15 protein-coding genes are annotated in these 16,198 nt (G+C 73.3%); 3 read left to right on the forward strand and 12 right to left on the reverse strand.

Features of this window, described 5'->3' with window-relative positions:
• Window positions 1–19: 19 nt before the first annotated feature.
• The 3 genes from ACO4JP_RS13215 (at window position 20) to ACO4JP_RS13225 (ending at window position 2,508) form a co-directional block, all read left to right on the forward strand.
• On the forward strand, window positions 20–550 hold the full coding sequence (locus ACO4JP_RS13215; protein ID WP_425954405.1) for a GNAT family N-acetyltransferase: 531 nt from the start codon (window positions 20–22) through the stop codon (window positions 548–550).
• Window positions 551–614: 64 nt separating this feature from the next.
• Window positions 615–1,916, forward strand: coding sequence for an MFS transporter (locus ACO4JP_RS13220; RefSeq protein WP_425954407.1), 1,302 nt, complete (start codon window positions 615–617; stop codon window positions 1,914–1,916).
• 91 nt (window positions 1,917–2,007) lie between these two features.
• Entirely contained in the window at window positions 2,008–2,508 is a 501-nt protein-coding gene (locus tag ACO4JP_RS13225) for a hypothetical protein (protein WP_425954409.1), read from the forward strand.
• A gap of 18 nt (window positions 2,509–2,526) precedes the next feature.
• Here ACO4JP_RS13225 and ACO4JP_RS13230 read toward each other — a convergent pair whose 3' ends face one another.
• From ACO4JP_RS13230 to rimP, 12 genes are all read right to left on the reverse strand, one after another.
• The gene (locus tag ACO4JP_RS13230) at window positions 2,527–2,985 is read right to left on the reverse strand and encodes a tetratricopeptide repeat protein (protein ID WP_425954411.1); all 459 of its coding nucleotides are present in this window, start codon (window positions 2,983–2,985) and stop codon (window positions 2,527–2,529) included.
• Window positions 2,985–3,758, reverse strand: a complete 774-nt coding sequence (gene dapB / locus ACO4JP_RS13235; protein WP_425954413.1) for a 4-hydroxy-tetrahydrodipicolinate reductase — start codon at window positions 3,756–3,758, stop codon at window positions 2,985–2,987. Before dapB ends, ACO4JP_RS13230 begins: the two co-directional genes overlap by 1 nt.
• Before the next feature lie 26 nt (window positions 3,759–3,784).
• Entirely contained in the window at window positions 3,785–5,113 is a 1,329-nt protein-coding gene (locus tag ACO4JP_RS13240) for a M16 family metallopeptidase (RefSeq protein WP_425954415.1), read from the reverse strand.
• 2 nt (window positions 5,114–5,115) lie between these two features.
• Window positions 5,116–7,350: a polyribonucleotide nucleotidyltransferase gene (locus ACO4JP_RS13245; protein ID WP_425954419.1), complete on the reverse strand. Its 2,235-nt coding sequence runs from the start codon at window positions 7,348–7,350 to the stop codon at window positions 5,116–5,118.
• Between the two features lie 295 nt (window positions 7,351–7,645).
• A complete protein-coding gene (rpsO, locus tag ACO4JP_RS13250) occupies window positions 7,646–7,915 on the reverse strand; it encodes a 30S ribosomal protein S15 (protein ID WP_425954421.1) in 270 nt (89 codons plus the stop codon).
• Window positions 7,916–8,051: 136 nt separating this feature from the next.
• Window positions 8,052–9,056, reverse strand: coding sequence for a bifunctional riboflavin kinase/FAD synthetase (locus ACO4JP_RS13255; RefSeq protein ID WP_425954423.1), 1,005 nt, complete (start codon window positions 9,054–9,056; stop codon window positions 8,052–8,054).
• Window positions 9,057–9,252: 196 nt separating this feature from the next.
• Window positions 9,253–10,212 carry a tRNA pseudouridine(55) synthase TruB gene (gene truB, locus ACO4JP_RS13260; RefSeq protein WP_425954425.1) on the reverse strand — a complete coding sequence of 320 codons (960 nt, stop codon included), beginning with the start codon at window positions 10,210–10,212 and terminating at the stop codon, window positions 9,253–9,255.
• A 7-nt stretch (window positions 10,213–10,219) separates the two neighbouring features.
• Entirely contained in the window at window positions 10,220–10,672 is a 453-nt protein-coding gene (rbfA, locus tag ACO4JP_RS13265) for a 30S ribosome-binding factor RbfA (RefSeq protein WP_425954427.1), read from the reverse strand.
• Window positions 10,673–10,811: 139 nt separating this feature from the next.
• Window positions 10,812–13,802, reverse strand: coding sequence for a translation initiation factor IF-2 (gene infB, locus ACO4JP_RS13270; RefSeq protein WP_425954429.1), 2,991 nt, complete (start codon window positions 13,800–13,802; stop codon window positions 10,812–10,814).
• A gap of 199 nt (window positions 13,803–14,001) precedes the next feature.
• Window positions 14,002–14,400 (reverse strand): YlxR family protein, encoded by a 399-nt coding sequence (locus tag ACO4JP_RS13275; RefSeq protein WP_425954431.1) that lies wholly within the window; start codon window positions 14,398–14,400, stop codon window positions 14,002–14,004.
• Window positions 14,397–15,440, reverse strand: coding sequence for a transcription termination factor NusA (gene nusA / locus ACO4JP_RS13280; protein ID WP_425954433.1), 1,044 nt, complete (start codon window positions 15,438–15,440; stop codon window positions 14,397–14,399). Before nusA ends, ACO4JP_RS13275 begins: the two co-directional genes overlap by 4 nt.
• Window position 15,441: 1 nt before the next feature.
• Complete coding sequence (gene rimP / locus ACO4JP_RS13285; protein ID WP_425954435.1) at window positions 15,442–16,032, reverse strand: ribosome maturation factor RimP; 591 nt, start codon at window positions 16,030–16,032, stop codon at window positions 15,442–15,444.
• Window positions 16,033–16,198: the final 166 nt, after the last annotated feature.

Below are 16,198 nucleotides of genomic sequence, written 5' to 3' on the forward strand. Positions count from 1 at the left end.
GGCGGGTACGGTCAGCCCCATGGCCCTGTTCACGTCCGCCGAAGGTGCGACCGCCGACGTCTCCGTCCGCCCCGCGGTCTCCGGCGACGAGTCCGCCGTGACCCGCGTCCAGACCGCCGCGTGGCGCCAGGCGCCGGCGCTCGGGGACGCCGTCGTGGACCTCGTCGACGGCGACGCCGTCCGCGCGCGCTGGGCCGAAGCCGTCACCGCGCCTCCCGGGCCGGGGTTCGCGGTGTTCGTCGCGCTGGCCGGGCCGACCGTCGTCGGGTTCGCGGCCGTGGCGCCCGGGCAGCTGCTCACCCTCGAGGTGGACCCCGACCACCGGCGCCGCGGGCACGGCTCGCGCCTGCTCTCGGCCGCGGTCGACAGGCTGCGCGCCGACGGCGCCGAGGAGATCGTCACCTGGGTGCTCGACAGCGACACCGCGCGCGAGCGCTTCCTCGCCGAGTCGGGGCTCGGCCCCGACGGTCCTGAGCGGGCGCTCGCCGTCGGGATGGACGACGACGGGGTGCGCAGCGTCGTGGAGCGTCGCTGGTCCGCGCTGCTGTGACGGCAGCGCTCCCCTCCCACGCCCGACCTGCCGCGACGCCCCTGCTTGCTGGTTGACTTGCCCGATGCGATCCACCGGCGACTCCCTGTGGGGGACCCTCCACCAGCTCAAGGGCAACCCCCGCGCCTGCGTGTGGACCGAGCCCCTGTGGGGCCTGTCCATGGCGCTGGTCCTGCCGTACCTCTCGGTCTTCATGCTGGGCGTCGGTCTGCGCGACGAGCAGATCGGCCTGCTGGCGACCGTCGGCATGGTGTCGCAGGTGTTCTTCGGGCTCGCGGGCGGGATCATCACGGACCGCCTCGGGCGGCGCGCGACGACGGCGTGGTTCGACGTCGTCGCCTGGGTGATCCCGTGCATCATCTGGGCGTTCGCGCAGAACTTCTGGTTCTTCCTCGCGGCCTCGCTGGTCAACGGCGCGTGGCAGGTGACCCAGAACTCCTGGGACGCCCTCATGGTCGAGGACGCGGAGCGCGGCAAGATCACGCGGATCTACTCGCTCGTCAAGGTCGCGGCGGACTGCTCCGCGCTGTTCGCGCCCATCGCGGCGATCCTGGTGGCCCAGCTCGGCCTCGACGCCGCGGTGCGGATCCTGTTCGTCAACGCCGCGGTGATCATGACGGCGAAGATCATCTGGCTGTACCGCTGGTCGTCGGAGACCCGCCAGGGCCGGGTGCGCATGGCGGAGACGCGCGGGCAGAGCGTCTGGAGCCTGCTGGCCGGGTACCGCGGCGTGGCAGGCCTGCTGCTGCGCTCGAAGGGCTCGCTGCTGTCGCTCGCCATCATGGCGCTCGTCGCCGCGGTGACGCTCGTCAACGGCACCTTCTGGCAGGTCCTGGTCAGCCAGCACCTGCACGTGCCGGACGCCGCTCTGCCCTTCTTCCCGATGGTGCGCTCGCTGCTGTCGGTGCTCCTGTTCTTCACGCTCATCCCCCGCCTGACGACGGCGGTCGACCTCAAGCGGCCCACCCTGTGGGGGTTCGGCGTCTACCTGGCTGGTCAGCTGCTGCTGGTCGCGATCCCGGCCGCGGAGGGCTCCGCCACCACCACGACCTATGTGTTCCTGGGGGTGTGCCTGCTGCTCGACGCGTTCGGCGGCGGCATGATGTTCATGCTCTCGGAGTCGCTCGTCGCGCTGCACGTCGACCCGGCGGAGCGCTCGCGCGTCATGGCGCTGCAGCGCACGGTCGTCATGCTGGCCGCAGCCCCGTTCGGCTGGATCTCAGGGTGGCTCTCGGGCATCGACCGCACCTACCCGTTCCTGCTCACGGCGGCCCTGCTCGTCGTCGGGCTGACCCTCGCAGCGGTGACCTGGGTGCCGACGCACGGGGACCTCGACGCCGTGCTGGAGGCCGAGGAGGCCGCCTGACCGGGCCGGCCCGAGCCGCTGCGAGGCCCTCGTCACGCAGCCGTGACACGCCCGTGACACGCCGCTAGCACGCGGGTCGCACGATGGTGCGATGGCGAGGACGCGCACGAGGACGGGCATCGTGACCGAGTACTTCGCGGCCGCGTCCGACGACGTCGCCGCGCTCGCGCTGCTGGAAAGGGAAGGCCCGTCCGCGCGGGCGGAGGGCTCGGGCGAGCCGCTCTTCGACACGGTGCCGATGCCGTCGATCGACCCGTTCGTCATGCTCGGCACGCTGCACGAGATCCTGTCGGGCCGGCCGTACCGCGAGTGCACCGCCGCTCCTCGGCACGGGCAGGTGGTCGGCGGCGCCGACGAGGGCCCATGGGTCGTCACGCTGTCGGACGGGCTGGTGCACTCGCTCGCCGAGGCCTCTGCGGCACGCCTGGTCGAGGTCGCCGCACGCTGGGCGCGCACGCCCGAGCTGCGCACGCTCGGACCGCAGCACCAGCCGCTGCGGCTGGGGGGCGCGGTCGCCTCCCTGGCGTCGCTGGCACGCCGGGCGATCGAGGTCCGTCACACCCTGTACTGCTGGACGCGCCTGGCGGACTGACGCCTCGATACCGAGCCGTCAGTAGAGCGACGACGCCTTCCGCAGGGCCGCGCGCGCCCGCTTGCGGTCGCCCGCGGCGTCGTACGCGAACGCCAGGTGGTACCAGGCCCTCCAGCTCTCGGGCTCGGCCTCGACCGCGTCGCGGTAGGGGGCAAACGCGGCGTCCGCGGCGGCCCGGTCGACCCGCCCGCCCGGCGAGCGCGGCAGGTCGTCGACGGGCAGCTCGCCCGTCGCGGCGAGCGTGTCGGCCATGCGCTGCACGCGCGTGGCGAGGCGGAACTCGGCCGCGATGAGCAGCACCACGAGCAGCGGCAGGATCAGCGCGCCGATCCCGATCGCCACGACCACGGGCTCACCGGTGCGGATCATCGCGACCCCGCGCCCCACGATCGCCCACACGTACAGCGCGAGCAGCAGCGTGACGACGATCGCCCCGAGCATCCCGCGCGGCAGGCGGCGCCGCACGGCGGCAGCCATCAGAGGTCCAGCAGGTGCTCGAGCCCCACGGTCAGGCCTGGCCGCGACGCGACCTGCCGCACCGCCAGCAGCACGCCCGGCATGAACGACACGCGGTCGAACGAGTCCTGGCGGATCACGAGCTGCTCGCCCGGGTTCCCGAGGAGCACCTCCTCGTGCGCCACGAGGCCGCGCAGCCGCACCGCGTGCACGCGCACGCCGTCGACGTCGGCGCCGCGCGCCTCCCACCCGGTCTCGGTCGCGTCGGGCATCGGGCCGAGCCCCGCCTCGGCGCGCGCGGCCGCGATCGCGGCGGCGGTGTGCCGGGCCGTCCCGGACGGCGCGTCGACCTTGTTCGGGTGGTGCAGCTCGACGACCTCGGCCGACTCGAAGTACCGCGCGGCCTGCGCGGCGAACTTCATGGCGAGCACCGCGGAGAGGCCGAAGTTCGGCGCGATGACGACGCCGAGGCCCTGCCCCTCGGGGCGGCCCGTGTTGATCTGCGCGGCGTGCTCGGCGACCCGCGCGCGCGACTCGTCGGTCCAGCCCGTCGCGCCGACGACGGCGTGCACGCTCGCGTCGAGCAGGGCGTGCACGTTCGCCTCGGTGACCGCCGGGACGGTGAAGTCGACCGCCACGTCGGCGCCGGCGTCACGCACCGCCGCGGCGACGTCGTCGCCCGCCTCGACCTGGGCCACCAGCTCGAGGTCGGGCGCGGCGTCGACGGCGGCGCAGGTCGTGGCGCCCATGCGCCCGGCGGCGCCGAGCACGGCGACGCGGATCTTCTCGGTCAACGCTTCTCCATCTGGGTGGGTGGTGGCTAGTCGCCGAAGGGACCGACGCGCACCACCGACCGCGGTCGCGCGGCCAGGTCGGCCGCGAGATCGCGGACGTCGTCGGTGGTCACGGCGCGGATGCGCTCGAGCGACTCCTCGAGGCTGAGGATCTCGCCGAAGACGAGCTCGGCCTTGCCGAGCCGGCTCATGCGCGAGCCGGAGTCCTCGAGGCCCAGCACGAGCCCGCCCGAGAGCTGGCCGACGGAGCGCTCCAGCTCGGCGGTGGTGATGCCGTCCAGGGCGAGCCGGTCGAGCTCCTCGTGCAGCAGCTTCTCGACGACGTCGACCTTCGCCGGCGCGCAGCCCGCGTACAGGCCGAACGTGCCGAGACCGCCATGACCCGCGGCGAACGAGTACGTCGAGTAGGCGAGGCCGCGGCGCTCGCGGATCTCCTGGAACAGGCGCGAGCTCATCCCGCCGCCGAGCACGGCGCTGAGCACGCTGAGCGCGAACCGGCGGTCGTCGGTGGCCGTGAGCCCCGTAGAGCCGACGACGACGTTCGCCTGCTCGACCGTGCGGCGCACCGACAGCTCGATGCCCTCGGTGGGCACGCCGTCGGTCTCCTCGAGGGCAGATCGCCGGCCGCGCGGTGCGACGGCCCCCTCGAGCGACCAGCCGCCCTGACCCAGCGCCTCGGTCACCTGCGCCACCACGGTGTCGTGGTCGACGCCGCCGGCCGCCGCGACGACGAGCGTCTCGGGGCGGTAGTGCCAGCGGTAGTGCTCCCAGACGGCGTCGCGGGGCACGGCGCGGATGGTGTCAGGCGTGCCGCCGATGGGTCGTCCGAGCGGGTGCGTGCCCAAGACTGCTTGGGAGAACTCCTCGTGCACGACGTCGCTCGGGTCGTCGTCGTTCATCGCGAGCTCCTCGAGGATGACACCGCGCTCGGTCTCGAGCTCGGCCTCGTCGAGGCGCGCAGAGGTGACCATGTCGGAGATGACGTCGATCGCCATCGGCAGGTCGGTGTCGAGCACGCGCGCGTAGTAGCACGTGTGCTCCTTGCCCGTCGCGGCGTTGGCCTCGCCGCCGACGGCGTCGAACGCCTCGGCGATGTCCATCGCCGTGCGTCGCGTGGTGCCCTTGAACAGCAGGTGCTCGAGGAAGTGCGTCGAGCCGTAGTGCCCGTCGGTCTCGTCCCGGGAGCCGACGCCGACCCAGGCGCCCACGGTTGCCGAGCGCAGGCCCGGCATGTGCTCGGTGAGCACGCGGACGCCGCCGGGCAGGACGGAGCGACGGATCGTCGCACCGTCCTGCCCGGCGGTCAGCTCGGCACCCGGCTCGCCCGCAGCCGCGAGCGGGAGGTGCCAGGTCATGCTCAGGCCTCGGCCGGCTCCGAGGACTCGACGGGGGCTTCGGCCGCCTTCTCGTCCTCGTCGGTCACGGCCACGAGGGACAGCTTGCCGCGCGGGTCGATCTCGCCGATCTCGACCTGCACCTTCTGGCCCACGGACAGCACGTCGTCGACGTTCTCGACGCGCTTGCCGCCCACGAGCTTGCGGATCTGCGAGATGTGCAGCAGGCCGTCCTTGCCCGGGGAGAGGGAGATGAACGCGCCGAACGACGTCGTCTTGACGACGGTGCCGACGAAGCGCTCGCCCACCTCGGGGACGTGCGGGTTCGCGATCGCGTTGATCGCCGCACGCGCGGCCTCCGCCGACGGGCCGTCGGTGGCGCCGATGTAGACCGTGCCGTCGTCCTCGATCGAGATGTCGGCGCCGGTCTCCTCCTGGATCTGGTTGATCATCTTGCCCTTCGGGCCGATGACCTCGCCGATCTTGTCGACCGGCACCTTCACCGTGATGACGCGCGGGGCGTTCGGAGACATCTCGTCCGGCGTGTCGATCGCCTCGTTGATGACGTCGAGGATCGTCAGGCGCGCCTCGCGGGCCTGGGTCAGCGCGCCGGCCAGCACCGAGGCGGGGATGCCGTCGAGCTTGGTGTCGAGCTGGATGGCCGTGACGAACTCGCGCGTGCCGGCGACCTTGAAGTCCATGTCGCCGAAGGCGTCCTCGGCACCGAGGATGTCGGTGAGCGCCGCGTAGCGGGTCTCACCGTCGACGGTGTCGGAGATGAGGCCCATCGCGATGCCCGCGACCGGCGCCTTGAGCGGCACACCGGCGTTGAGCATCGACAGCGTCGAGGCGCAGACCGAGCCCATCGACGTCGAGCCGTTGGAGCCGAGGGCCTCGGACACCTGACGGATCGCGTACGGGAACTCCTCGCGCGACGGCAGCACCGGCACGAGCGCGCGCTCGGCGAGCGCACCGTGGCCGATCTCGCGGCGCTTCGGCGAACCGACGCGGCCCGTCTCACCCGTGGAGAACGGCGGGAAGTTGTAGTTGTGCATGTAGCGCTTGCGCGTGACCGGCCCGAGCGAGTCGATCTGCTGCTCCATGCGCAGCATGTTCAGCGTGGTGACGCCCAGGATCTGGGTCTCGCCGCGCTCGAACAGCGCCGAGCCGTGCACGCGGGGGAGAACCTCGACCTCGGCCGAGAGCGTGCGGATGTCGCGCAGGCCACGGCCGTCCATGCGGACGCCGTCGGTGAGCACGCGCTGGCGCACGAGCTGCTTCTGCAGCGAGCGGAAGGCAGCCGACAGCTCCTTCTCGCGACCCTCGAACTGGCCGGCGAGCTCGGCGACGACCTGCGCCTTGAGCTCGTCCAGACGGTTCTCGCGGTCCTGCTTGTCGGCGATGGTGAGAGCCTCGGCGGCCGGGGCCGCGACGGCGGCCTCGACAGCGGCATAGGCGTCGGGCTGGTAGTCCGGGAACAGCGGGAACTCCTGGACCTCCTTGGCCGACTGGGCGGCCAGGGCGGCCTGCGCCTCGCACAGGGCGCGCAGGAACGGCTTGGACGCCTCGATGCCCTCGGCCACGACCTCCTCGTTCGGGGCCTGGACGCCGTCCTCGCGGATGAGCTTCCACGCGTCGTCGGTGGCCTCGGCCTCGATCATCGCGATCGCGACGTCGTCGCCCGCGATGCGGCCGGCGACGACCATCTCGAAGACGGCGCGCTCCTTGTCCGAGTACTTCGGGAAGGCGACCCACTGGCCGTCGATGAGCGCGACGCGCACGCCCGCGACCGGGCCCGAGAAGGGCAGGCCGGAGATCTGCGTGGACAGCGACGCGGCGTTGATCGCGAGGACGTCGTACGCGTCGTCCGGGTGGATCGCCAGGACGGTCACGACGACCTGGACCTCGTTGCGCAGGCCCTTGACGAAGAGCGGGCGCAGCGGGCGGTCGATGAGACGGCAGGCCAGGATCGCCTCGGTCGAGGGGCGGCCCTCGCGGCGGAAGAACGAGCCGGGGATGCGGCCCGCGGCGTACATGCGCTCCTCGACGTCCACCGTCAGGGGGAAGAAGTCGAACTGGTCCTTGGGGTGCTTACCGGCCGTGGTGGCCGACAGGAGCATCGTCTCGCCGTCCAGGTACGCGGCGACTGAGCCGGCTGCCTGGCGGGCCAGGCGGCCCGTCTCGAAGCGGACGGTGCGGGTGCCGAAGCGGCCGTTGTCGATGACGGCCTCGGCGAACTGGATCTCGGGACCCTCCATGGGTGCCCTCCGTTCTGCGACGGCGCCGACCCCGGCGGTCTTCGATCGAGGCCCACCGACGCTGCCCCCGCTCCTTGCGGGCGAGAGCGGAAGGTCGGGAGGTCACTACCGAGGACCGGACGGAGGCCCGGCGCGGGGGTGGTTCTTCTAGGTACTGGTTACCGGTACATCTCACCAGACCGGCCCGGCCCCTGCGAGAGGGACCGGGCCGGATCGGCGTCAGATGGTCAGCGGCGCAGACGTCCCGCCGGAGGCGGGCCACAAGCGCTGCCGCATGCGGCTCGGTCGAGGAGCGTCAGCGACGCAGGCCGAGCCGCTCGATGAGCGAGCGGTAGCGCTCGATGTCGATCTTCTGGAGGTAGCCCAGGAGACGACGGCGCTGGCCGACGAGCAGGAGCAGGCCACGGCGCGAGTGGTGGTCGTGCTTGTGCGCCTTGAGGTGCTCGGTCAGGTCCTTGATGCGCTGGGTCAGGAGCGCGATCTGCACCTCGGGCGAGCCGGTGTCACCCTCGTGGGTGGCGTACTCGGTGATGATCGCCTTCTTGGTGGCAATGTCGAGCGGCATGTGGCTCTCCTCGGTGTCAGTTGCGCGGTGCTCCGGGGCTGTTCCACCGGGCGCTCTCGATCCGCGGCCGTTCATACGGCCTGGTCATCTTAACAGCGGAGCCCCGCGCCCCCGACCGAGCGGCGCGTGCCGCACGTCACCTCAGGAGGTCGCGTGCCCGGTCGACGTCGGCGTGCATCTGCACGACCAGGGCGTCGACGCTGTCGAACCGGAGCGTCGGCCTCAGGCGCTCGACCAGCTCCACGACGACCTCCTCGTCGTAGAGCTCGAGGTCGTCCCGGTCGAGCACGTACGCCTCCACGCGCCGTTCGACGCCGTCGAAGGTGGGGTTGGTGCCGACCGAGACCGCGGCCGGCAGCACGCAGTCAGGGTTCCCGGGGTCGGCGGTCGCGAGCTGCGGCCGGTGCAGGCGGCCGGCGTAGACGCCGTCGGCGGGGACCATGCCCTGGATGCCGCCCAGGTTCGCCGTCGGGAAGCCGAGCAGGCGACCGCGCGCGTCGCCGTGCACGACGACGCCGCGCAGCCGGTGCGGCCGGCCGAGCACGTCGATGGCCGCGGCGACGTCGCCCTCCGCGAGCAGGGCCCGCGCCGCCGAGCTGGACCAGCGCGCGCTGCCGCCCACGGTCAGCGGGCGGCACTCGCCGACGTCGTCGACGGCCACGACCTCGAAGCCGTGGGCTCCCCCGAGCTCGACCATGGTGGCCAGGGAGCCGGAGTTGCCCTTGCCGAAGCGCACGTCGTGCCCGACGACGACGGTGCGGGCCCGCAGCGCCTCGACCAGGTAGCGCGTCACGAACTCCTCGGGCGTCAGGGCGGCGAGGTCGAGCGTGTACTCGACCACGAGGACGGCGTCGAGGCCGGTCTCGGCGAGCAGCTCGAGGCGGTCGCGCAGGCCGGTGAGCAGCTCGGGCGCGTCGTCCGGGCGGTGCACCTGCGCCGGGTGCGGCTCGAACGTCACGGCGACGGCGGCGCGGCCGTCCGCCCTGGCGAGGCCGACGACGCGGCCGAGCACGGAGCGGTGGCCGCGGTGCACGCCGTCGAAGTTGCCGATCGTCACTACCGACGACGAACGGCCCGCCTCGCCCACGGCACCCCCCGCGAAGGCCTCGGCCGCCTGGGCCAGGTCATGCCACACCTGCACGCGCGCTGCTCCTCGGGTCGTTCGTGGCGCCGACGGCGGTCGGCGTCGCTCCAGGGTACGCAACCGCAGGTGGTGCCACGCGATTCCGTGCCGCGGTCAGCCCTGCGACTTGTCCGGCAGGCACGAGATCGGGCCATCGCCGTCGGTGCGGGGCTCGTGGCCGCGGGGGCGGTGCTCCCCGGGGTCGAGCTCGCCCTCAGCTTGCCGGGGCGAGCACCAGCACCGGCTTGGCCAGCGGCTGCCCCTGCCGCCGGGTGTCCTCCAGGAGTGCGATCAATGCGCCGTCAGGCCCGACGGCCGCAACCGTGCCGGGCCGGTCGCTCGGGGCGACCCAGCGGCCGAACCCGAGGTCGCGCGCCTCGTCGTCGGTCAGCTCGCGGACCGGGAGGTCGGCGGCGGCGGCCTGCGCCATCGGGATCGTCGCGAGCACGCCCTCGGCGTCGGCCTGCGCCTCCATGGCCTCGAGCGTGCGCGCCTGGTCGAGCGTGTGCCCGCCGACGCGGGTGCGCCGCAGCGCGGTGAGGTGCCCCGCGGTGCCCAGCGCAGCGCCCAGGTCGCGTGCGAGCGCGCGCACGTAGGTGCCGGACGAGACGACGACGGTGACGTCGAGGTCGAGGACCGGCACGCTCGAGCCCTCGGCCACCGCGGGCCGGGACCCATGGACCGTGAACTCGCCGACCGTGACCGGGCGGGCTTTGAGCTCGACCTCCTCGCCGGCCCGCGCGAGAGCGTACGCGCGCTTCCCGCCGACCTTGATCGCCGAGACCGTCGTGGGCACCTGGCGGATGTCACCGGTCAGGTCCGCGACCGCCGCGCGCAGCGCGTCGTCGTCGGCGGTGCCGACGAACCCCGGCGCGGCGCGGACCTCGCCCTCGGCGTCGTCCGTGGTGGTGCCGACGCCGAGGCGGATCGTCGCGTCGTACGCCTTGTCCGCGCCGACGACGTACGTGAGGAGCCTGGTGGCCCTCCCGATGCCGACCACGAGCACGCCGGTGGCCATAGGGTCGAGCGTCCCGGCGTGGCCGACCTTGCGGGTGCCGGCCAGGCGCCGCACGCGCCCGACGACGTCGTGGCTCGTCCAGCCGGCCGGCTTGTCGACCACGACGAACCCGTCGGGCGCGGTGGGGCGCCGCGGCGGGCGCTGCTGCTCGGTCACGAAGGGCTCAGTCCTCGTCCTCGTCGAGGTCCTCGTCGTGCTCGTGCGGCTTCTTGTACGGGTCCTCCTCACCGGCGAACGGCTTGCCGGCGCGCAGCGCGACCAGCTCCTCGTCGCGGCGCCGGGCCTCGTCGAGGGCGGCCGTCAGGTGCGCGGACGTCTCCGGGACCGTGTCGAGGTGGAAGTCGATCGACGGCGTCAGCCGGATGCCGGTCTGCTTGCCGACCTCCGAGCGGATGAGGCCCCTGGCGCTGTCGAGCGCCGCGGCCGTGCCGGCGCGCTCCTCGTCGGAGCCGTAGACGGTGTAGAAGACCGACGCCATCTGCAGGTCGCCGGTCACCCGCACGTCGGTGACGGTGACGAACCCCAGGCGGGGGTCCTTGATCCGGGTGTCGAGCATCTGCGCGACGATGACCTTGATGCGGTCGGCGAGCCGCTTGGAACGCGGGTTCTCGGTCATGACCGATTGTCCTTTCTGCAGTACGACTCCCCGGGGTCCCCGCGAGTCCCCGCAGCGAAGCGAGGAGACTCGCGGGGTGGGGCGGCGACGGCCCGGGCGTCCAGAGGACTCCCGGGCCGCCGTCGTTGGTCAGACGTTGTCAGGAACGCGGCTTCTCGCGCATCTCGAACGTCTCGATGATGTCGCCCTCGTTGACGTCGTTGTACGACCCGAGGCCGATACCGCACTCGAAGCCCTCGCGGACCTCGGTGACGTCGTCCTTCTCGCGACGCAGCGACTCGATCGTGAGGTTGTCCCCGACGACCTTGCCGTTGCGCAGGACGCGCGCCTTCGCGTTCCGTCGGATCGAGCCCGAGCGGATGATCGAACCGGCGATGTTGCCGAACTTCGAGGAGCGGAAGACCTGACGGATCTCCGCGGTCCCGAGCTGGACCTCCTCGTACTCCGGCTTGAGCATGCCCTTGAGGGCCGCCTCGACGTCGTCGATCGCCTGGTAGATGACCGAGTAGAACTTGACCTCGACACCCTCGCGGTCCGCCAGGTCCTCGACGCGCTCGCCGAACTTGACGTTGAAGCCGATGATCACGGCGTTGTCGACCGTGGCCAGGTTCACGTCGTTCTGCGTGATCGCGCCGACACCGCGGTGGATGACGCGCAGCTCGACCTCTGCGCCCACGTCGATCTTGAGCAGCGCGTCCTCGAGTGCCTCGACGGCACCGGACACGTCACCCTTGATGACGAGGTTGAGGGTCTCGACCTTGCCCAGCTCGAGCGCCTTGGTGAAGTCCTCGAGGCTGATGCGCTTGCGGCGCTTGGCCAGGAGGGCGGCACGCTCGGCGGCCTCGCGCTTCTCGGCGATCTGACGGGCGGTGCGCTCGTCCGGGGCGACCAGGAACGTGTCACCGGCGCTCGGCACCGACGACAGACCCAGGACCTGGACCGGGCGCGCCGGCTCCGCGGCACTCACCGCGTCGCCGTGCTCGTCGAACATCGCACGCACGCGGCCGTGGGCCGTGCCCGCGACGATCGCGTCGCCGACCTGGAGCGTGCCGGACTGCACCAGGACGGTGGCGACGGCACCGCGGCCGCGGTCGAGGTTGGCCTCGATCGCGACACCGCGCGCGTCCTTGTCCGGGTTGGCACGCAGGTCGAGCGCCGCGTCCGCGGTGAGCAGGACGGCCTCGAGGAGGTTGTCGATGCCCACGCGGTTCTTCGCCGAGACGTCGACGAACATGGTCTCGCCGCCGTACTCCTCCGCGACCAGGTTGTACTCGGTCAGCTGCTGGCGGATCTTGGCCGGGTTGGCCGTCTCCTTGTCCACCTTGTTGACCGCGACCACGATCGGCACGCCGGCCGCCTGGGCGTGGTTGAGCGCCTCGATCGTCTGAGGCATCACGCCGTCGTCGGCCGCGACCACGAGGATCGCGATGTCCGTGACCTGGGCACCACGGGCACGCATGGCGGTGAACGCCTCGTGGCCCGGGGTGTCGATGAACGTGATGGCCCGCTCGATGCCCTCGTGCTCCGTGCGCACCTGGTAGGCACCGATGTGCTGGGTGATACCGCCGGCCTCGCCCGCGACGACGTCCGTCCGGCGGATGGCGTCGAGGAGCTTGGTCTTGCCGTGGTCGACGTGACCCATGACGGTGACGACCGGCGGGCGCGGCGCGAGGTCCTCGTCGGACTCCGCCTCGAGCTCGGCATCCAGGTCGATGTCGAAGGCCCCGAGCAGCTCGCGGTCCTCCTCCTCGGCCGAGACCATCTCGATCTTGTAGCCGAGCTCCTGGCCGAGGACGCCGAACGTCGCCTCGTCGAGCGACTGCGTCGCCGTCGCCATCTCACCGAGGTGGAACAGCACCGTGACCAGCGACGCCGGGTTCGCGTCGATCTTGTCGGCGAAGTCGTTCAGGGACGAACCCTGACGCAGGCGGATCGTGGTCGAGCCGTTACCGCGCGGGACGGACACGCCGCCCAGCGACGGCGCCTGCATCGCCTCGAACTCCTGCCGCTTCGCGCGCTTCGACTTCCGCCCGCGGACCGGACGGCCGCCTGCGCGGCCGAACGCACCCTGCGTGGAGCCACGGCCGGCGCCACCGCGCCCGCCGCCGCCACCGGGACGACCGGCGAAACCGCCGCCGCCACCGGGAGCACCGCCGGGACCACCGGCACCGCCGGGACGCCCACCGAAGCCGCCACCGCCACCGCCGCCGGGACGGCCGCGGCCGCCACCTGCGCCGCCACCTGCTCCGGCTCCGGCCGGGCGCTCGCCCGGACGCGGCATGGAGGTGCGGCCGGGCATCATGCCCGGGTTCGGGCGCGGACCGCCGCCCGGACGCGGCGCCGCAGGACGCGGGCCGCCGGGACGAGGACCGCCCGGACGGGGACCGCCCGGACGCTCGCCGGCCGAGGCGGCCGGGGCGTTCTCGTTGCGCACGCCGTCGCGGTCAGGGCGCTGCCCCGGGCGGGGCATCCCCTGGCTGGAGGCGAAGGGGTTGTTGCCCGGACGCGGCGCACCGGCGCCGGCACCGGCGCCAGGGCGCCCGCCCTGGCGCGGCATGCCCTGCGACGAGGCGAACGGGTTGTTGCCCGGGCGCGGAGCACCGGGACGGCCACCACGGTCACCGCGGTCACCGCGGTCGCCGCCGGCGGCGGGACGCGGGGCACCGGGGCGCGGGGCACCGGCAGCCGGGCGCGGCGCAGCGGGCCGGGCCGTGGTCTCCTGCGGGACCGCCGACGCGGCCGGGGCCGGAGCCGCCGGGCGGGCGGCCGGGGCCGGGCGTGCCGGCGTCGCGATCGGAGCCGGGGCCTGGACAGCCTGGACGGCCGGAGCCGGGGCTGCAGGTGCGGCCGCGGGGGCCGCTGGGGCCGCCGCCTGAGGCGCAGGCGCCTCCGCCCGCGGGGCGGGAGCGGCCTTGGGAGCCGGGGTCGCCTTCGGGGCCGGGGTCGTCCTGGCCGGGGCAGCAGCCTCGGCAGGGCTCTTGTGCTTCTCGCGCATCATGCGCTCGACAGGCGCCTCGAGCGTCGAGGACGCCGAGCGCACGAATTCCCCTGCGGACTTCAGATCGTCCAGCAGGGCCTTGCTAGTCACGCCGAGCTCTTTTGCGAGCTCGTGCACGCGGACCTTCGCCACTTCTCTCCTGTCTCGGCCCTCCCCGGGACAGGGTGGACCGTGGTTAGTACCGAGTACTCATCGCTGGGGACTCATCGGGTGCCCATCGGCTTCAGACCCGCTTCCTTGTCGACGTACGCGTGGTGCGGCCGGGGCTCGGTGGCCCCGGTCGGGAACTGTCTACAGCGCAGCGCGGCAGACGTGCTCAGGTGACCGTTGGTCAACGGTCGGTGGGCTCCAGGTGGTCCCGGACGGCCGCCAGGTCGAGCGGGGCGGTCACGCGCAGTGCGCGCGGCACGGCCCGCCGTCGAACGGCGAGGTCCAGGCACGCGGCGGAAGGATGGACCCAGGCGCCGCGCCCCGGCAGGGCCTTGCGCTCGTCCACCACGACGCGGGGCGAGGCCCCTGCCGCGGCGTCCGGCACGAGGACCAGCCTCAGGAGTGCCGACCGCAGGTCGCGCTCCCGGCATCCGACGCACGTGCGCACCGGCCCGGCAACGGGTGCCGGTGAGGGGGTGCGGGGGCGTACTGGATCCTGGGCGCGCGGCCCGGTCGCCGACAGTCTAGCGCGCGGGACGGGCGGCGAAGGAACCGCCGCGTCCGACGCCGCCTGCCTCATGGCTGCTCGCGATCCCCCGCACGCGCCGGCGCGCCGGGGTCGGCGGCCTCGTCGGAGCGGATGTCGATGCGCCAGCCGGTGAGCTTCGCAGCCAGGCGGGCGTTCTGCCCCTCCTTGCCGATCGCCAGCGAGAGCTGGTAGTCCGGCACGACGGCGCGGGCGGCCCGGGCTTCCTCGTCGACGACGGTGACGGACGTCACGCGCGCGGGCGACAGTGCGTTGCCCACGAACCGCGCCGGGTCGTCGGAGTGGTCGACGATGTCGATCTTCTCCCCGTGCAGCTCCGCCATCACGGCCCGCACGCGCGCGCCCATCGGGCCGATGCAGGCGCCCTTGGCGTTGAGGCCGGGCACCTTGGAGCGCACGGCGACCTTGGACCGGTGGCCCGCCTCGCGCGCGATCGCGGTGATCTCGACCGAGCCGTCCGCCACCTCGGGGACCTCGAGCTCGAACAGCTTGCGAACCAGGCCGGGGTGCGTGCGGCTCAGCGTCACCTGCGCGCCCTTCGCGCCACGCGACACCTCGACGACGTACGCGCGCAGGCGCTCGCCGTGCGTGTACTCCTCGGTCGGCACCTGCTCGTGCGGCGGCAGCACGGCCTCCGTGCCCCCGACGTCGACCAGCACGAGGCGCGGGTCGCGGCCCTGCTGGATGACGCCCGCGATGACCTCGCCCTCCTTGCCGCGGAACAAGCCGAGGACCTGGTCGTCCTCGGCGTCGCGCAGGCGCTGGACGATGACCTGGCGGGCCGTGGCGGTCGCGATGCGGCCGAAGTCCCCCGGCGTGTGGTCGAACTCGGGGCCGAGGTCGACCACAGGACGGGCCTCCGGGTCCTCCGGGTCGGGGGTGCGGATCTCCTCGCGCGCCCACACCGTCACGTGGCCCGTGCGGCGGTCCACCTCGACGCGGGCCCGGTGGTAGGAGTCCGGCGTGCGGTGGTAGGCCGACAGCAGCGCCTGCTCGATCGCCTCGACGAGCACGTCCAGGCTGATGTCCCGCTCACGCTCGAGCAGTCGCAGCGTTGTCATGTCGATCTCCATGTCAGCCCTCCAGGGTGCGGGACCGGCCCGCGTCGTCAGCATCGTCAGCGTCGTCGTCAGCGTCCAGGTCGTCGCCCAGCTCGGCGTCCTCGAGACGCTTGAGCTCGACCTCCACGCGGCCTCGCCGCACCGCGGCGACCGGCACGCGCGCGCCGTCGTCGAGCACGAGGACCGGCTCGCCGCCGTCGTCGACGACGTCCTCGAGACGGCCCGCGGCCTCGCCGCCGTCGGTCAGGGTCAGCGTCACCAGCCGGGTGCGGGCGCGCCGGAAGTGGCGCGGCTCCGTGAGCGGGCGGGAGGTACCGGGCGTGGAGACCTCGAGCACATACACACCGTGCACGACGTCGTCGGCGTCGAGCGCCGCGGAGATCGCGCGCGAGACCTCGCCGAGGGCGTCGGAGCCGAGGCTCCCGACCTGGTCCTCGGGCAGGTCCACCGTCACGCGCACGACGGACCGCGACCCGGCGCGCGTCGTGGTCACGTCCTCGAGCCACAGCCCCTCGGCGTCGACCGCCGGGGTCACCACCCGTCGCACCGCGTCCGCGGTCGCCGAACCGCCGGAGCGGTTCCGCTCGTCCCTGGGCCCTGCCATCGTCTGCCTCCCGTCGGCCTTCCGGCTGGTCACTCACGGCCAGGCGCGACCGGTGTGTTGTTGTGCGTCGTCAAGCGTAACGGGCGCACCGCGTCGCACGACCCGAAACCGCACGTCGCAGCGCGGCGCACCACGCGACATGGCACACACTCGGCGGTGCGCGGCG

Origin of the sequence: Xylanimonas sp. McL0601 (assembly GCF_049852175.1) — a bacterium.
GTDB lineage: Bacteria > Actinomycetota > Actinomycetes > Actinomycetales > Cellulomonadaceae > Xylanimonas.